General features: G+C 60.7%; 18 protein-coding genes. 3 read left to right on the top strand and 15 right to left on the bottom strand.

The annotated features are described in order from the left end of the window. Nucleotides 1–327: 327 nt before the first annotated feature. The 5 genes from J3P94_RS20535 to puuE all read right to left on the bottom strand — a co-directional run bounded on the left by J3P94_RS20535 (nucleotide 328) and on the right by puuE (nucleotide 4,947). The gene (locus J3P94_RS20535; protein ID WP_305496153.1) at nucleotides 328–1,629 is read right to left on the bottom strand and encodes a urate hydroxylase PuuD; all 1,302 of its coding nucleotides are present in this window, start codon (nucleotides 1,627–1,629) and stop codon (nucleotides 328–330) included. A 181-nt stretch (nucleotides 1,630–1,810) separates the two neighbouring features. Continuing rightward, on the bottom strand, nucleotides 1,811–2,323 hold the full coding sequence (locus tag J3P94_RS20530) for an ureidoglycolate lyase (RefSeq protein WP_434569444.1): 513 nt from the start codon (nucleotides 2,321–2,323) through the stop codon (nucleotides 1,811–1,813). A gap of 116 nt (nucleotides 2,324–2,439) precedes the next feature. After that, nucleotides 2,440–3,441 carry an allantoicase gene (gene alc / locus J3P94_RS20525; protein ID WP_434569443.1) on the bottom strand — a complete coding sequence of 334 codons (1,002 nt, stop codon included), beginning with the start codon at nucleotides 3,439–3,441 and terminating at the stop codon, nucleotides 2,440–2,442. Nucleotides 3,442–3,508: 67 nt separating this feature from the next. After that, nucleotides 3,509–4,024, bottom strand: coding sequence for a 2-oxo-4-hydroxy-4-carboxy-5-ureidoimidazoline decarboxylase (uraD, locus tag J3P94_RS20520; RefSeq protein WP_434569442.1), 516 nt, complete (start codon nucleotides 4,022–4,024; stop codon nucleotides 3,509–3,511). Beyond that, entirely contained in the window at nucleotides 4,021–4,947 is a 927-nt protein-coding gene (gene puuE / locus J3P94_RS20515) for an allantoinase PuuE (RefSeq protein ID WP_434569441.1), read from the bottom strand. The genes uraD and puuE overlap by 4 nt, the downstream gene beginning before the upstream one ends. A gap of 411 nt (nucleotides 4,948–5,358) precedes the next feature. Here puuE and uraH point away from each other — a divergent pair, with 411 nt between their 5' ends. Continuing rightward, complete coding sequence (gene uraH / locus J3P94_RS20510; RefSeq protein ID WP_434569440.1) at nucleotides 5,359–5,712, top strand: hydroxyisourate hydrolase; 354 nt, start codon at nucleotides 5,359–5,361, stop codon at nucleotides 5,710–5,712. Nucleotides 5,713–5,915: 203 nt separating this feature from the next. On the opposite strand, the gene J3P94_RS20505 is transcribed toward uraH, so the two are convergent. The 3 genes from J3P94_RS20505 to J3P94_RS20495 all read right to left on the bottom strand — a co-directional run bounded on the left by J3P94_RS20505 (nucleotide 5,916) and on the right by J3P94_RS20495 (nucleotide 8,724). Next, a complete protein-coding gene (locus J3P94_RS20505; RefSeq protein ID WP_434569439.1) occupies nucleotides 5,916–6,542 on the bottom strand; it encodes a LysE family translocator in 627 nt (208 codons plus the stop codon). A 64-nt stretch (nucleotides 6,543–6,606) separates the two neighbouring features. Beyond that, nucleotides 6,607–7,956: an NCS2 family permease gene (locus J3P94_RS20500; protein WP_434569438.1), complete on the bottom strand. Its 1,350-nt coding sequence runs from the start codon at nucleotides 7,954–7,956 to the stop codon at nucleotides 6,607–6,609. Between the two features lie 330 nt (nucleotides 7,957–8,286). Further along, nucleotides 8,287–8,724 (bottom strand): MarR family winged helix-turn-helix transcriptional regulator, encoded by a 438-nt coding sequence (locus tag J3P94_RS20495; RefSeq protein ID WP_305496145.1) that lies wholly within the window; start codon nucleotides 8,722–8,724, stop codon nucleotides 8,287–8,289. 81 nt (nucleotides 8,725–8,805) lie between these two features. On the opposite strand from J3P94_RS20495, the gene J3P94_RS20490 reads away from it, so the two are divergent. Beyond that, on the top strand, nucleotides 8,806–9,972 hold the full coding sequence (locus J3P94_RS20490; protein ID WP_434569437.1) for a PLP-dependent aminotransferase family protein: 1,167 nt from the start codon (nucleotides 8,806–8,808) through the stop codon (nucleotides 9,970–9,972). Between the two features lie 115 nt (nucleotides 9,973–10,087). On the opposite strand, the gene J3P94_RS20485 is transcribed toward J3P94_RS20490, so the two are convergent. The 5 genes from J3P94_RS20485 to J3P94_RS20465 all read right to left on the bottom strand — a co-directional run bounded on the left by J3P94_RS20485 (nucleotide 10,088) and on the right by J3P94_RS20465 (nucleotide 12,858). After that, nucleotides 10,088–10,459 carry a glutathione S-transferase N-terminal domain-containing protein gene (locus J3P94_RS20485; protein ID WP_434569436.1) on the bottom strand — a complete coding sequence of 124 codons (372 nt, stop codon included), beginning with the start codon at nucleotides 10,457–10,459 and terminating at the stop codon, nucleotides 10,088–10,090. Between the two features lie 103 nt (nucleotides 10,460–10,562). Beyond that, the gene (gene folE, locus J3P94_RS20480) at nucleotides 10,563–11,108 is read right to left on the bottom strand and encodes a GTP cyclohydrolase I FolE (RefSeq protein WP_305496142.1); all 546 of its coding nucleotides are present in this window, start codon (nucleotides 11,106–11,108) and stop codon (nucleotides 10,563–10,565) included. 77 nt (nucleotides 11,109–11,185) lie between these two features. Beyond that, a complete protein-coding gene (locus tag J3P94_RS20475) occupies nucleotides 11,186–11,743 on the bottom strand; it encodes a Smr/MutS family protein (protein ID WP_434569435.1) in 558 nt (185 codons plus the stop codon). A 74-nt stretch (nucleotides 11,744–11,817) separates the two neighbouring features. Beyond that, nucleotides 11,818–12,138, bottom strand: coding sequence for a hypothetical protein (locus J3P94_RS20470; RefSeq protein ID WP_305496140.1), 321 nt, complete (start codon nucleotides 12,136–12,138; stop codon nucleotides 11,818–11,820). Nucleotides 12,139–12,267: 129 nt separating this feature from the next. Continuing rightward, nucleotides 12,268–12,858 (bottom strand): cysteine hydrolase family protein, encoded by a 591-nt coding sequence (locus J3P94_RS20465; RefSeq protein WP_305496139.1) that lies wholly within the window; start codon nucleotides 12,856–12,858, stop codon nucleotides 12,268–12,270. Nucleotides 12,859–13,111: 253 nt separating this feature from the next. Between J3P94_RS20465 and prmB the strand changes: the two genes are divergently transcribed. Further along, the gene (gene prmB / locus J3P94_RS20460; RefSeq protein ID WP_434569434.1) at nucleotides 13,112–14,020 is read left to right on the top strand and encodes a 50S ribosomal protein L3 N(5)-glutamine methyltransferase; all 909 of its coding nucleotides are present in this window, start codon (nucleotides 13,112–13,114) and stop codon (nucleotides 14,018–14,020) included. Nucleotides 14,021–14,203: 183 nt separating this feature from the next. Here the strand turns inward: prmB and J3P94_RS20455 are convergent, their stop codons facing one another. Both J3P94_RS20455 and J3P94_RS20450 read right to left on the bottom strand, forming a co-directional pair. Further along, nucleotides 14,204–14,992: a hypothetical protein gene (locus J3P94_RS20455; RefSeq protein ID WP_434569433.1), complete on the bottom strand. Its 789-nt coding sequence runs from the start codon at nucleotides 14,990–14,992 to the stop codon at nucleotides 14,204–14,206. A 118-nt stretch (nucleotides 14,993–15,110) separates the two neighbouring features. After that, nucleotides 15,111–16,076 (bottom strand): alpha/beta hydrolase, encoded by a 966-nt coding sequence (locus J3P94_RS20450; RefSeq protein WP_434569432.1) that lies wholly within the window; start codon nucleotides 16,074–16,076, stop codon nucleotides 15,111–15,113. Between the last annotated feature and the right edge of the window lie 122 nt (nucleotides 16,077–16,198).

Raw genomic sequence — 16,198 nt, 5'->3', positions numbered from 1 at the left:
CTCTGGTGTGGCGCCTTTTTCCACGGACAAAACATCCGTTCGGTCAGCTTTTTGTTTGTGGCAGTGGCTGAAAGTCGGTGGGTCGCTCAGGACCTGATGATTATTTTGAGGTGTCCGGGTTTGAACGGCCGCGCAGGATACGGACTTGCCTGGGGCGACTCAAGTGCGCTGCGACGGCGCATCTGGAGGCGTGACGATGGAGCGCATGCATAAAGCTTTCCTCTTGTTCTTATTGTTGAGGCGCAGGCGGCCGCTGACGGGCGACCGGTCGTGTGCCGGCCTGCCTGTCTGCGGTATTGCGGGTGGAGCGGGGTGTGTCTGGCCGGACTAGTTGGTGCGTGCGCCCTGGGTGATCCAGGCTCCGATCAGGTCACGTTCCTGCTGGGTCATCTGGGTGATATTGCCCAAGGGCATGATCTGGGTGGTTACGGCCTGGGCCTGGATGCGTGCGGCCTGTTGCTGGATCTGCTGCGGCGTATCGAAGATCACCCCGCCTGGCGCGGCGCTGAACAGCGGACTGGTGGGCTTGGCCGAATGACAGACCGAGCAGCGCTCCTGGATCACGCTGTGGACCTTTTCAAATGACGGGCCCTGCGCACTGGACGCCTGGGCGGGCGCGGTTGCCGGAGCGGCTGGCGCCGTGGCCGGTTTGGCCCCGCCGCCCACCGCCGTTTCCGGCAACGGTTGATACTCGATCACGCCAGGAGCCTTGGCGACTTCCGGTGCCGTTGGCATTGGCTTGGGCCCGGTGACGTAAGCCAGGCAGATCATCGCCAGGGCGCCGACCGGCAGCGTCCAGGCAAACCGGTTGCTGTCATGGCGGGTGTTGAAGTAATGACGCACCAACACGGCCGCCACGGCGATCCCGGCCAGGATCAGCCAGTTGTACTGGCTGCCGTAGGTGCTCGGGAAGTGGTTGCTGATCATGATGAACAGCACCGGCAGGGTGAAGTAGTTGTTGTGGCGCGAACGCAACAGGCCCTTGGCCGGCAACGCCGGGTCAGGCGTGCGGTTCTCGGCGATGGCCGCCACCAGGGCGCGCTGGGCCGGCATGATGATGCGGAACACGTTGCCGACCATGATCGTACCGATGACGGCGCCGACATGCAGGTAGGCGCCGCGACCGCTGAACACCTTGCTGAAGCCGTAGGCCGCGGCGATCAACAGCACGAACAGAATCAGGCCGAGCAGGGCGGGGCGCTTGCCGAGTGCCGAGTCGCAGAGTGCCGAATAGACGAACCAGCCAACGAACAATGAACCGATGCCCAGGGCAACACCCTCAGCGCCGCTCAGGCTGCTGCCGGGAGCCAGCAGGTAGACGGTCGGGTTCCAATAGAACACCAGGCACAGCAGGGCGATGCCCGACATCCAGGTGAAATAGGCTTCCCATTTGAACCAGTGCAGGTTGTCCGGCATGGACGGCGGCGCGAGTTTGTATTTTTCCAGGTGGTAGATGCCGCCACCGTGGATGGCCCATAAATCACCGGCCAGGCCGCTCCGGGGATTGACGCGATTGAGGTTGTTTTCCAGCCAGACGAAGTAGAACGACGCGCCGATCCAGGCCACGCCAGTGATCATGTGAACCCAGCGAACGCTCAGGTTCAGCCATTCCAGCATATGTGCTTCCACAGTCTTTACCTCTCGCCCGTCACCCTTGTCTTCGGGTGATCGGACCTTCTCTTGGGGACGGTGTGAAAACGTAGCGAGCGAAGGCAAGACAAGGCGAAAACTGGCGAGAAAGCGGAGTTGACTTTAGTCAATGAGCATTTCGAGTCTGTTTTCAACGCAGTATTGCCGAGCGCAGCAGTTTTCACTCCGTCCGCTGGTGGGGGGCGAGGATCAAATACTCATCCTCTTGGAAAAAATGTTCATCGCAGTTGTTGCCTGTGCCACTGCGATCAACCACCAGGAAGTCATCCCGCTTTTCGATCGTTAGCACCGGGTGGTGCCAGACGCCGCGATGGTAATTGATGCCCTGCCTGCCGTTGGTGACGAAGGCGCGGACCAAGCCTGATACAGGTGCATCGCCAAGTGGCGCGACCACGATCAGAAAGGGGTTGCCGAGCAGCGGAATGAAGGCCTGGCTGCCCAGCGGATGGCGCTCCAGCATGCGCACGGTCAAGGGCATCTGCAGCGCGTCGGCGCGGAAGATGCTGATGATCGCCTGGTCGTCCGGCGTGGCGGTCTCGACCGTCGCCAGGCGATGGAAGCGCATGGTCGAACCGTTGTTGATCATGAAGTGATCGCTGCCGTCGGTTTCGATCACGTCACCGAACGGGGCGAAGGCTTCTTTGGTCAATGGCTCGATCTTGAGTGTGCGCATGCTGGTCTTCTTAACCTTGAATTCTGTGTTGTTTGTTATGCCGCCATCGCGAGCAAGCTCGCTCCCACAGGGGAACGCATTTCAAATGTGGGAGCGAGCTTGCTCGCGATTGGGATTCACCCTTGTTTCGACACCTTGCCCACTACCCGCAGGCGGCTCACGCCACCGTCCGGGAACACGTTCAGGCGGATGTGGGTGATCGGCCCTAGTTCCTTGATCTGCTCGGCGAAGGTGTGTTCGGCGTGCATTTCCAGCTTCTGGCTCGGCAGCAGTTCACGCCAGAACAGCGATTGGGTTTCGATCTGGCTGTCGGTGCCGCCTTTGACGAACGCGCCCTGGATCGAGCAGCTGTCCGGGTAGTTGCCTTTGAAGTGCAGGGTATCGACGACGACTTTCTCAACAATGCCGGCATGGCCCAGGGCGACGATCACCCAGTCATTGCCGGGGGTGCGCCGACGGGCGGTTTCCCAGCCGTCGCCCATGTTCACGCCACGGCCCGGGTTGAGGATGTTGCTCATGCGGCCGAAGTGTTCGTCGGAGCAGGCCAGGGCACGGCCACCGTTGAGGGCGGCAGCCAAGTCAATCTGTTCGTTGTCACCGACGGCGGACCAGTCGCGGTATGGAACCCCGTAGACCCGCAGGCGGGCCACGCCACCGTCCGGATAGATATTGAAACGCAGATGGCTGAACGCCTGGTCGTTGCTGATTTCGTGGTAGTGGTGGCTGTCGCCCTTCAGCTCGACGGCCGACAGCACTTCGGTCCACTGGGTGTTTTCATCCGGCTCGCCTTCAGCCAGGAAACAGGCTTCCAGGGAGGCCGACGGTGGGTAATTGCCGGTGAAGAATGAGGTGTCGATATCCACGCCCTTGATCGAGCCCGGCACGCCCAGGCGGATCACCGCGCTGTCGTAGCCTTCGAAACGCTTGCGGCGCGACTCCCAGCCGTCCATCCATTTGCCGTTATCGTCGAACACACCCTCCTTCCATACGGCCGGGGTCGGCTGGAACAGGCGGTTGGCATCGGCGAACCAGTCATCGGTCACCGAAATGATCCTGGTGCCCAGGCGGGCGTCGGCCAGGTTGACGAATTTCTCGAACGGTACGGCGTAAGCTTTCATTCTTCTTGTCTGCCTTTGATAAGTTGGCTGGGGATGCTTGCAGGACCTGGTCTTGAGGTGCTGCTCGCTAAAGGGTCAGTAATCGGAACAACGCGATCTTGTTGATCTCTGCCAATGCGCATTTGAATTCGGCGTCCGCCGAGTGGTGAATGCGCGTTTCGAACGCGGCAAGGATCTGGTGCCGGTTGCTGCCTTTTACCGCCATGATGAAGGGAAACTTGAACTTGGCCTTGTAGGCCTCGTTCAGCTCGGTGAAGCGCTGGAACTCTTCGGCCGTGCATTGGTGAATACCGGCGCCAGCCTGTTCGTTGGTGCTGGCTTCGGTCAGTTGGCCCTGGACGGCGGCTTTGCCGGCCAGGTCCGGGTGAGCGTTGATCAACGCCAGCTGGCTGGCGTGGTCGGCACTCAACAGGATGTCGCTCATGCGCTGGTGCAGGGTTTCGATCTGGTCGATCGAGGGATCCTGGCCCAGGTCGAAGGCCTTTTCGGCAACCCATGGCGAATGTTCGTAGATGTCGGCGAAGGCTTCGACGAACGCTTCGCGGCTCAGGCTGGAAGGCTTGAGGGTCTGGAAGGCAGTCATTTCGAAGCTCCCGGATACGGGTGGGTCTGCTGCCAGTGGCGTGCAATGTCGACCCGGCGGCTGAACCACACCTGTTCGTGGCCTTTGACGTATTCCAGGAAACGCTTGAGGGAGGCGAGGCGGGCAGGACGGCCGATCAGGCGGCAATGCAGGCCGATGGACAACATCTTCGGTGCTTCGGCGCCTTCGGCATACAGTACGTCGAAGGCATCCTTGAGGTACTGGAAGAAGTCGTCGCCCTTGTTGAAACCCTGCACCTGGGTGAAGCGCATGTCATTGGTGTCGAGTGTGTAAGGGATTACCAGGTGCGGCTTGCCGGTGGGGTTGTTCGGCTCCCAGTACGGCAGGTCGTCGTCGTAGGTGTCGCTGTCATAGAGAAAGCCGCCTTCTTCCATTACCAATCGCCGGGTATTGGGGCCGGTGCGGCCGGTGTACCAGCCCAACGGCCGCTCGCCGGTAAGTTCGGTGAGGATGCGGATCGCTTCGAGCATGTGTTCGCGCTCCTGCGCTTCATCCATGTACTGGTAGTCGATCCAGCGATAGCCGTGGCTGCATATTTCGTGGCCGGCGGCGACCATGGCGCGGATCACGTCCGGATGGCGCTGGGCGGCCATGGCCACGGCGAAGATAGTCAGCGGAATATCGAATTGCTTGAACAGCTTGAGGATCCGCCAGACGCCGGCACGGCTGCCATACTCGTATAGCGACTCCATGCTCATGTTGCGCTCGCCCAGCAACGGTTGCGCCGAAACCATTTCCGAGAGGAACGCTTCGGACTCACGATCGCCGTGCAGGATGTTGCGCTCGCCGCCTTCCTCATAGTTGAGTACGAAAGACAGGGCGATTCGGGCATTGCCCGGCCATTGCGGGTGGGGAGGGTTACTGCCGTAACCGATCAGGTCGCGTGGGTAGTCAGCGCTCACTGCAGTCTTCCTTCTTCTTCGAACCATGTAGGTGGCGCCTTGGGGGGATCACAGGCTGGCGTCACGACGATGGGCTGATTGTATACAACTTTATATTCGACTTGTAAGCCTGTTTTTTGCATTTTTCATCGCGACCTTCGGTTTGTCTACACTGCAAGAAATCTGCCCACTTGGTCAATTTGCCCTTCATAAGCCTTTGTCGAAGCAGGGGCGGACCGGGAGTCGGGCGGAACCATCGTCAGGCGGCGTGCACGAGAAAAATTCATTTTTTATTGTGTACAATTAATGTTTAAAGTGTCTTAATTCGAGAATTGCCGCAGCGTTAATGCTTCAGAATGGTGCGGCCTGTCTTTTTCAACTGACTCAGGAGGCGCCGTGCCTGGTCGCCTTGCGGCAAGGCGCGCACAATCAATGGGACGTCTGACTACACACGTTTTGGATGCTGCGCACGGTTGTCCGGGCAGCTCGATCAGGATCGAGCTGTACCGCGTCGAAGGTTCGCAATTGCAGCTGGTCGCCAGCGCATTGACCAACAGCGATGGCCGTTGCGACGCACCGCTTCTGCAAGGGGATGACTACCGCAGCGGGGTCTACCAGATTCAATTCCACGCCGGCGACTACTACCGCGCCCGTGGCGTGCAACTGGCCGAGCCGGCGTTCCTTGATGTGGTGGTGCTGCGCTTCGGTATTTCGCAGGAGCAGGAGCATTACCATGTGCCCCTGCTGATTTCGCCTTACGCCTATTCAACCTATCGAGGCAGCTGAGCCCCCAAGCAGCTGCCTTGCCCTGGAAGCGACTGCGCATAGAGCTTCTTTGGTTTTTAGCCCGCTCACACTGCGGGCTTTTTTTGGCCTTGAAAAAGAGGTTGTCTTCGAGGCCGCCTTAGCGAGCAGGCTCGCTCCCACAAGGTTTCGTGAACACCAGTAATCCAGTGTGGGAGCGAGCCTGTTCGCGAAGCTTTTGCTTATCAGCGGCTCAACAAAGAAGCCGCCCCCGCCCCACTGAACAACCCCGCACTAACCCGGTTGAACCAGCTCTGGCCCTTGCCGGTACGCAGATACCGGGCAGCGCCGTGGGCACCCAGGCCATAGGCCAGTTTGCACAGCAGGTCGAGCACGGTCCAGGTGGCGATCATGATCAGCAGTTGCGGCAGGAATGGCTGTTCGGCGCTCAGGAATTGCGGCAAGAACGCCGCGAAAAAGAGGATGTCTTTCGGGTTGCTCGCGCCCAGCACGAATGCCCGGCCGAACAGGGCGCGAAACCTTGGAGTGGCGGTAGCCTGGGGCACTTCGGCACCTTGGGATGGCTGGCGCGATTGCTGCCAGCTCTGCCAGGCGAGGTAGAACAGATACAGCGCGCCGACAACTTTCAGGGCGCTGAACAATTGTTCCGACGCCAGCAACAGCGCCCCGAGCCCCAGCGCTGAGGCGCTCAACAGGCAGATCGAGGCGACCACCCCACCGAGGAACGCCGGATAAGAACGACGCAGACCGTAGTTGAGGCTGTTACTGATCATCAGCAGCGACAGCGGGCCGGGGATGAGGATCACCACCAAGGCGGCGCCAGTGAACAACAACCAGGTTTCCAGATTCATTGCTTTGCTCCTGATGCACAAAAGCCTCACCCGACGGGGTGAGGCGGATACAGACGGGGCCCGCTTACAAGAAGATGAACTTGGCGATAAAGATCGCGCAAAGCACCCACAGGCTGACGGATATTTCCTTGTGTTTACCGGTGCCGGCCTTGAGTACCACGTAGGTGATGAAACCCAGCGCGATGCCATCGGCGACCGAGAAGGTCAGCGGCATCATGATGGCGGTGACGATGGCCGGGATGCTGTCGGTCGCTTCGTCCCACTCGATGTGAGCCATGCCGCCCATCATCAGCATGGCCACATAAATCAAGGCGCCGGCCGTGGCGTAGGCAGGAATCATCCCGGCCAGCGGGGCAAAGAACATGGCGGCAATAAATAGCACACCGACCGTCACCGCCGTAAGCCCCGTGCGGCCGCCGGCTGCGACGCCGGCCGCGCTTTCCACGTAGCTGGTCACCGGCGGAACACCGACCATCGCGCCGAATACGCTGGAGGCGCTGTCGGCCTTGAGGGCCTTGGACAGGTTTTCGATCTTGCCGTCGGGCTTTACCAGGCCAGCGCGTTGGGCGACGCCCATCAAGGTGCCGGCGGTGTCGAACATATGCACGAACAGGAAGGCCAGTACCACACTGATCATGCTGACGTTGAACACGCCGGCGACGTCCATCGCCATCCAGGTCGGAGCCAGGCTCGGCGGCGTCGACATCACGCCGTTGTATTGCACCAGTCCCAGGCCCCAACCGGCCAGGGTCACGGCAATGATGCTGATCAGGATCGCGCCGAACACGCGGTGATAGCTCAGCACGGCGATCATCAGGAAACACACGGCGGCCAGCAACGGTCCTGGCTCATGCAAGGAACCCAGCCTGATCAGCGTCGCCGGGCTGTCGACGATGATTCCGGCGGTCTTCAGGCCGATCAGCCCGAGGAACAATCCGACCCCCGCACCCATGGCGTAGCGCAGGCTCACCGGAATGCTGTTGAGCAACCACTCACGCACCCGCGACAGGGTCAGGAACATGAACAACACCCCGGAAACGAACACCGCGCCCAGCGCGGTTTCCCAGTTGTAGCCCATGGTCCCGACGACCGTGTAGGTGAAAAAAGCGTTCAGGCCCATGCCCGGCGCCAGGCCTACCGGCCAATTGGCATACAGGCCCATCAACAGGCAACCCAGGGCGGCGGCAATGCACGTAGCGACGAACGCAGCACCGTGGTCAATGCCCGCGTCGGCCATGATGTTTGGGTTGACGAAGATGATGTAGGCCATCGTGATGAAGGTCGTCAGGCCGGCGATCAGCTCGGTCTTCACCGTGGTGCCATGCAAGCTGAGTTTGAAGATTCGCTCCAGCCAGCCACTGCGTAGTGGCGGCGAAAGGTCCAGGGTCTGGGCTTCGGGTTTGCGGCTTTCCACAGCGAGTACTCCTCAAGAGTCTTATTGTTATTTCAGCACCGCGTGCTCCCTGAGGAGGGCTGCGAGGCATTGAGGCGGTAAGGCTGGCGAAGTAGTTGACCTTTTGGTCAGGAACTCGCACGAAGCGAATTATGCTTTTGTATACAAATAAAGCAAATAATGTTTTCTGTTTTGTTGACGAAAATTATGACGGTCGGGCTATATCGGCCTTCAGGACGCTATCGCGAGCAAGCTCGCTCCCACAATGGTGCTGTGGTGAATGAAAGATTGTGTTCACCGATGAACCCTGTGGGAGCGAGCTTGCTCGCGATAGCGGCGGAGCAGACGCCTTCATTCACTGGATTTCCCCAACCCCAGATTCACCGCCAGCCACCCATCCACCGCCGCTTCCCCCGCCTCGGCAAACACCCGTTCAAGCAATTTCACCTGCTCGCGCCGTAACGCCTGTTCAAAGCGCGCGCCCTCGGCAGTCAGTTCCAGCAGCCGCTTGCGCTTGTCGGCCTCGGAGGCAACGCTGTTCACCAAATGCATTTCCATCAATTGCCGCAGCGGCATGTTCAATGCCTGTTTGCTCACGCCAAGCAGCGCCAGCAGCTCCTTCACACTCAATGATGGATAACGGGCAATGAAAAAAACAATGCGCTGATGCACGCGGCTCAAGCCCCGGCGCTCAAGCATTTCATCGGCTTTGGCGGTGAACGCCTGATAACCGAAGAAGAACGCTTCCATGGCCATTTGTTGGGAGGTCGGATTTTTAAGGTCAAGCATATTGACGTTTCCAGAGGCGGCGCGGTAATTTCGGTCAAACAGTTTGACTCATTTTTCCAACGCCTCGCTACAGGTGACCCCATGGCTTTTTCCGAACGTGTCTCGCGCCTCAAGAGTTCTTTGATCCGGGAAATTCTCGCCGCGGCGCAGCGCCCGGAAGTGATGTCATTTGCCGGCGGCCTGCCGGCCGAAGCCATGCTGCCGAAGGTGCAGTGGGAAGACATGCCGCTGTCCATGGGCCAATACGGCATGAGCGAAGGTGAGCCGGCCTTGCGTGAAGCGCTGGCAGCGCAGGCGCGATCGTTGGGCCTGGCTTGTGAGGCCGGTCAGGTATTGGTCGTGAGCGGTTCCCAGCAAACCCTCGATCTGGCGGCAAAGCTGCACATTGACGTCGGCACCGAGATCCTGCTCGAAGCGCCGACCTACCTTGCGGCTTTACAGATTTTCCAGTTGTTCGGCGCCAATTGCATCACCGTGCCCCTTGAAGCGGATGGTCCGGACCTTGAGCAATTGCGGGCCCGGCTGCAGCAGCATCGACCGGCGTTCATCTACCTGATCCCAACGTTCCAGAACCCTTCGGCGGTACGCTACAGCGAGGCCAAGCGCGATGCGGTCGCGGCACTGCTGGACGAGTTCGGCGTGACGCTGGTGGAGGACGAGCCCTATCGCGAACTGACCTTCGATGGCGGCAGCGCCACGCCAATTGCCAGCCGTTTGAAAAAGGCCAGCTGGATCTACACCGGCACGGTGTCGAAGACGCTGCTACCTGGGCTGCGGGTGGGGTATCTGATTGCCAGCCCGGACCTGTTCCCGCATCTGCTACGGCTCAAGCAGTCAGCGGACCTGCACACCAATCGCATCGGCCAGTGGCAGGCGTTGCAATGGATCGGCACCGAGCAGTACCGCAGCCATTTGAGTGAATTGAGGGATTTTTACCGGGATCGCCGCGACAGGTTCCAGGCCGCGCTGCAAAAGCATTTCGCCGACATCGCCGACTGGAACGTGCCCCAGGGCGGGCTGTTTTTCTGGCTGACCCTCAAGCAACCGCTGGATACCCGGACCTTGCTTGCCGCAGCCCTGGCGGAGGATGTGGCGTTCATGCCAGGAGAGCCGTTTTTTCCCGAGCCGGACAAGCATCCCGGGCACTTGCGGTTGAATTTCAGCCATATCGATCCGGCGCGGCTGGATGAAGGGCTCAGGCGACTGGCGGGGGTGGTGCGGGGGGCTTTGGCTGCCGAGGCGGCTTGAGGCTTGGGTTGGATCGACCGGCCTCTTCGCGAGCAGGCTCGCTCCCACATGGAAATGCGATCCCCCTGTGGGAGCGAGCCTGCTCGCGAAGGGGTCATCAACCCCGGCAAAAATCTCAGACCGCCGAAAACCGCTTATCCAGATAATCAATGATCACCTTGGACTCATACATCCAGGTGGTCTCGCCGTTCTCTTCAATACGCAGGCAAGGCACCTTGATCCGGCCGCCCTGTTCCAGAAGCGTCTGGCGATCCTGCTCGTTGTTTTTCGCATCGCGCAGGGTCACGGGCACGTTGAGGCGGTGCAGGGCGCGGCGGGTCTTCACGCAGAACGGGCAGGCATGGAACTGATAAAGCGTCAGGCTGCGGGCCGCCTGGTCGACTTGCGCCTGGGCCTCGGCCGAGCGCTTTTTCTTGCCGGGTCGAGTGATGAAATCGATGAAGATGATGAGCTGGCCCAGACCAACTCGAAGCGCTTTGACGATCACGGTGCAAGCCTCGAAGCAGGGAAGAAGAGGGCGCGCAGCTTACCTGATTTTTGCCAGGCGAAAAAAAACCGGCGATCAATGCCGGTTTTCTTGATGCATCGCGTTACTTGATCAGGCTGAGGAATTCCATGCGGGTCGCCGCGTTTTCACGGAATTCACCGAGCATCACCGACGTGATCATCGAAGAATTCTGTTTTTCCACACCGCGCATCATCATGCACATGTGCTTTGCTTCGATCACCACTGCCACGCCCATGGCCCCCGTCACCTGCTGGACCGCATCGGCGATCTGGCGGCTGAGGTTTTCCTGGATCTGCAGGCGACGCGCATACATATCGACGATACGCGCGACTTTCGACAGGCCCAGCACCTTGCCACTCGGGATGTAGGCCACATGGGCCTTGCCGATGAAAGGCAACAGGTGGTGCTCGCACAGCGAGTACAACTCGATGTCCTTGACCAGCACCATTTCGCTGTTGTCGGAGCTGAACAAGGCACCGTTGGTGACTTCTTCCAGGGTCTGTTCATAACCGCGGCAAAGGTACTGCATGGCCTTGGCAGCGCGCTTGGGCGTGTCGAGCAGGCCCTCGCGGGAAACGTCCTCGCCGAGTTGGCCGAGGATCGCGGTGTAATTCTGTTCCAGAGACATGAAACTACCTGTGGGATTTTACGCAAAGGGCAAGGGTACGGTGGCGGACACGGCGCTGCAAGCTCGGCAATCGAGGGTTACTCGTCGCGACCTTCCATCATGGTGCGCTTGAGCATCACGTAGACCGCCCCGGCGCCGCCGTGCCTGGCCTGGCAGGAGGTGAAGCCGAGCACTTGCGGGTGCTGGCGCAGCCAGGTGTTGACGTGGCTCTTGATCATCGGTCGCTTGCCGTCCAGCCGCACCGCCTTGCCGTGGGTGACGCGCACGCAGCGGATTTCGAATCGGGTGGCTTCGGCGAGGAAGGCCCAGAGGGTTTCCCGGGCCTTTTCGACGGTCATGCCGTGCAGGTCGAGGCTGCCTTCGAAGGGGATCTGGCCGACCTTCAGCTTGCGCATCTGGCTTTCCTGGACCCCGTCGCGCGCCCACATCAACTCGTCTTCAGGGCCGACGTCGATGACGAACTGATCGGACAGGCCATCCACGGTCGTTGCTTCGGTGCGCACGGTGGCGGCCTGGCGCAACTTGGCGATCTGCGCGCGATCGGCCTTTGGCTTGCCGGTTTCGGCGCGATCGTGTTTGATCGGTTTTACGCCCTGGATCGCACTTTTGAACAGGGAAAAGTCGTCGTCTTGCATGTCAGCCTCCGCGAAGGCCGGCCAGTTTACCCAACTCCGCTGGGATAGGGCGCGACAAAACGTCGGATGGCGGATCAGTCGTGTTTTTTCATCAGATGGGGAGCCATGGCCAGCTCCAGGGATTGGCGGGCGCGGCGGCGGCAACGGCGCCAGAGCCAGATGCCCAACAGCAGAACCAACAGACCGATTGCCAGGATGATCGCCGAGCCGAGCGGGGTGGCATTCAACTCGCCCAGCGCGGGTGGACGGCCGAGCAGGCTGGCGGCGCCGGCCATCGCCAGCAGCACACCGAGCGTTGCCAGCAGCGCCGCGATCCCCGCGCCGATACGAAATCGCCAGTTGCTCGGGCCCTTGGGCCGCAAGCGACGTGCGTCAAAACCATCGGATAACTTCATTCCGACCTTCCTCAATGGGTATCGGCCCTTCGACCGGAAGATGTTCGGGTTGTTCCTGACGCCGGGACAATTGCAGCAAATGAGACGTTTTTGCGGATGAGCGGCGCAACCAGCCGCTCATCAGGTGTTTCAGGTGAAGTCGCGGGTCATGGCCAGGGTGGCGAAGTTGTCCGCCATGATCGCCATTTCAGTCTGGTGGACGTGTTCGGCGCTCAGCACGCCGCCTTTGTGCGGCAGATCACGAGTGGCGCAGGCGTCTTCGACCAGGGTGCAGCGAAAGCCCAGGTTCTTGGCGGCGCGCACGGTGGTGCTGACGCTGGAGTGGCTCATGAAACCGCAGACGATCAGATCCAGTGGGCCGAAATCTTCCAGGCGCTTCTTCAGTTCGGTGCCGTGGAAAGCACTTGGCAAGAGCTTTTCGATAATGGTTTCGTCGTCCCGCGGCTCAAGGCCTGGAATGAATTCTCCCCGTTCGCCCTGTGGATCGAACAGCCCGCCGTGGGTACCGAGGTGGCGTACATGCACGATCGGCCGGCCGGCGGTGCGGGCTGCGCCGAGCAGTTGCTTGATGTTCGCGACTGCCGCATCCATGCCGCTGAGGGCCAGGGGGCCGGCGAGATACTCTTTCTGGGCATCGATGATGATCAGCGTCGCTTGACTCAGGTTGGCCGCTGCATAACCGCGGCCGCTGAGTTGAAACATCGTTTTTGGAACGGACATTCTGGGGCTCCTTCGAGTGGGGCTTTTGCGACATTCTCCTCCGGCTGAGCGGTTCTGTGAATCGCTTCCATCGCAAGGGCCGTCGTTGCTGGCCTACAGCCTTATCAAGATCGCCATCTTATTCAACGGGCGGTGCAAAAAAAGGACAGGTCCTACGGCTGGATCGGAGTTTTTCGTTTCTCGCGGGGGGTGTTTGGGAGAGTGCGGGTTTGGCTGGTAGACTCGCCCGTCGATTTCTCTGGAGTTTGCCGCTGTGATCACTTCCCGCCTTCGTACCCTGCGCGACCATATTCGTTGGGCCGTCAGCCGTTTCCATGGCGAGGATCTGTTCTTTGGCCATGGCACCGACAATGCCTGGGATGAGGCTCGCCAACTGGTGTTGGGCGCGCTGCATTTGCCTTGGGAAATTGCCGACAGCTATCTGGATTGCCGTCTCGAAGACGAAGAGCTGGTGCATGTACAGCGCCTGCTGCGCCGACGTATTGCCGAGCGCATTCCAACTGCCTACCTGCTCGGTGAAGCGTGGTTCTGCGGAATGTCTTTCATAGTCGACGAACGCGTGCTCATCCCGCGTTCGCCCATCGGCGAGCTGATTGAAAAACGCTTCGAGCCCTGGCTGGGCCAGGAGCCTGCGCGGATCCTCGACCTGTGCACCGGTTCCGGCTGCATCGGGATCGCCTGTGCCTATGAATTCCCGGAGGCCGAAGTGGTGCTGGCCGACCTGTCGTTCGAAGCGCTGGAGGTGGCCAATCAGAATATCGAGCGCCATGGCGTCGATGAGCGGGTGTTCACAGTCCAGGGCGATGGTTTTGATGGCTTGCCGGGGCAACGTTTCGACCTGATCGTGTCGAACCCGCCTTACGTCGACGCGGAGGATTTCGCCGACATGCCCCAGGAATACCAGCACGAACCTGAGTTGGGCCTGGCCTGTGGCGATGACGGCTTGAACCTGGTTCGCCGGATGCTGGCCGAGGCGGCCGACCATCTGACCGAGAAGGGCCTGTTGATTGTCGAAGTGGGCAACAGCCAGGTGCATGTCGAGGCACTGTACCCGGAAGTCGACTTCGCCTGGCTGGACTTCGAACGCGGCGGGCATGGCGTGTTCATGCTCAGCGCCGGACAGTGCCGTGAGCACCAGGCGTTGTTTGCTTCAAGGATTTGACGCTGGGCTGCTTTTGTGGCGAGGGAGCTTGCTCCCGCTGGGCTGCGAAGCAGCCCCCGCTTCAAAGGTTTGAGATAGGAGTCGCCCGGTTTACGACTGCTGCGCAGCCGAGCGGGAGCAAGCTCCCTCGCCACGGTTTCTGCGTTCCGCCGCGCTCCCACAGGGTTATTCACCCGCTTGGATTCAATGTCGCGTCGCAATCCAGATCAGCAATCCCGCCTGGAACATCGCAAACGCCACCAGGCAAGTGATGGTAAAGCGCAAGCCGGTGTCTTCGCGCTTGAACTTGTTGACCTTCTCTTCCTGCTTCTTGAGTTTGACTTCCTGCTCCGCCAGGTTCTGCTCGGCTTGTTGCAGCATCTGCGCGGCTTCGAGAATCTCGACGAACTGCAGCTTCTCGGTGTTCCAGTCGCCCACCAGGTCGCCAACCTGTGCGGCCTTGACGCTGCCCTTGAGATGCTGGGCGTCGGCGTAGACCACCTCGAAGCCGTGGGCCTTGAGGAAGTGATCGCGGCGCAGGCGCGTGTCTTCGTTCAGCGCGTCCTTGTTGTTCAGGTCGCTGCCGTCCACCCGATAGCTCGACCAGCGCTTTTTCGCCCAGGTGATGCCCTGAGCGGCGAGAAAGCGTCCGAGCCCACGATTCAAAGGCTCGACTTGCAAGTTGTCAGGGGAGAAAGACAGACGTTTCTCGACGTGGTCGGCCCAGACGTCCAGATGGTTCTGTTCCTTGCGCACCCGTTGGCCCGGCAACTTGATGCTCATGCGCAGCAAACTGCGCTCCTTGCTGTGACGCTCGGCGTAGCTGAACTCGACAAAGCGCAAGGGCCGCACACCGGTGGCGCGATCGGTCTTGAGCGGGGCCAGCCGGAGCATTTTATGCTGCTCAGCCTGCACATCCGCCCAAGGCTGCTCCACCGCAGGCGCGGCGGCCGGTTCGGCGACGGTGTCGGGAGAAGTTTGAGTCTCAGTCATAACGGCAAAATCCTGTCCAGGCCGGCTTGTCGACAGCCATTGCGCTGCCCGACGTTGGTTTATCGGCCGTTTTCGCCAGGACTGGAGGGCAATTGGCCGGTATGGCGATCAAGTCCGCTCAACGGGAACCGATCGAGCCGATAAAGCGCAGGATCTGCACACCCAGTTCAGCCGCCAGGGGCAGATTGGGGTCTTTATAGGACGCCAGTTGCCGCTTCACGTCGTTGGGCACAATGCGCATCACATGGTTCATGCCCTCGATCAGGGCCAGTTGTGCGTCAGGCTTGGCGGCTTTCAGCTGCCTGGCATCGTCGACGCTGACCTGGATGTCATGGCTGCCCTGGATGATCAGCGCCGGCATCTTCAATGCCGCGAAGGCTTGGGCCGGGTCCTGGCGGAACAACGAGATCAGGTAAGGCTGCACACTGGGACGGAAAATCACCTGCAGCTGCGCAGGAACGTCCGCGTCGGGGCGCCCGGCCTTGAGGCTGTCGAGTAACTCGTTGCTGCGCAACATCAGCGCCGGTGGCAAGCGGCTGCTCAGTTGTTGCCGTAGCACCTGGTCGATCGGCCGTGCACTGCCGGACACCGAAATCACTGCCGCAGCGTTGGCCTGGGGCGCGGCGAGGCTGGCGATCAGCGCGCCTTCGCTGTGGCCCAGCAGGATCAACCGGCCCAGTCGCGGATCGGCGGCGAGCTTGTGGCTCCAGGCCACGGCATCGGCGACGTAAGCCTCGACGCTCAGGTTGCGCTCGTCTGGTGTGGCGGCAAGGCTGGCGGCCACGCCGCGCTTGTCGTAGCGCACGCTGGCGATGTTGTGCCTGGCGAGTACCCAGGCCAGGCGCTTGAGGCTGTCGTTGCGCCCGCCCTCGGGGTTGTTTCCGTCACGATCCGTAGGACCTGACCCGGAAATGATCAGGACAACGGGCACCGGTGTGTCGGACTTGGGCAGCAGCAGCGAGCCGAAAAGTTCACCGTTGCCGGTGTCGAGGCTGATGGGGCGTTGCAGGACGGTGGCCTGGGCCTGGCCGCAAACCAGGCCAGTCAAGAGGGCGAGACTCAAGGCAAACAGTTTTAACATCATGACGCCATTAGTTGCGAAGGTGCCGGTTGGACTGGCGCGCACCGATAAGGTTCGAGGATGAACTACTCGGGGAGCCTGCGTATACTGGCGCCCATCTCGATTTTTCAGCGATTCCACGGAGC

Origin of the sequence: Pseudomonas sp. Z3-8 (assembly GCF_051131975.1) — a bacterium.
GTDB lineage: Bacteria > Pseudomonadota > Gammaproteobacteria > Pseudomonadales > Pseudomonadaceae > Aquipseudomonas.
This window is presented reverse-complemented; position numbering and strand designations above follow the sequence as displayed.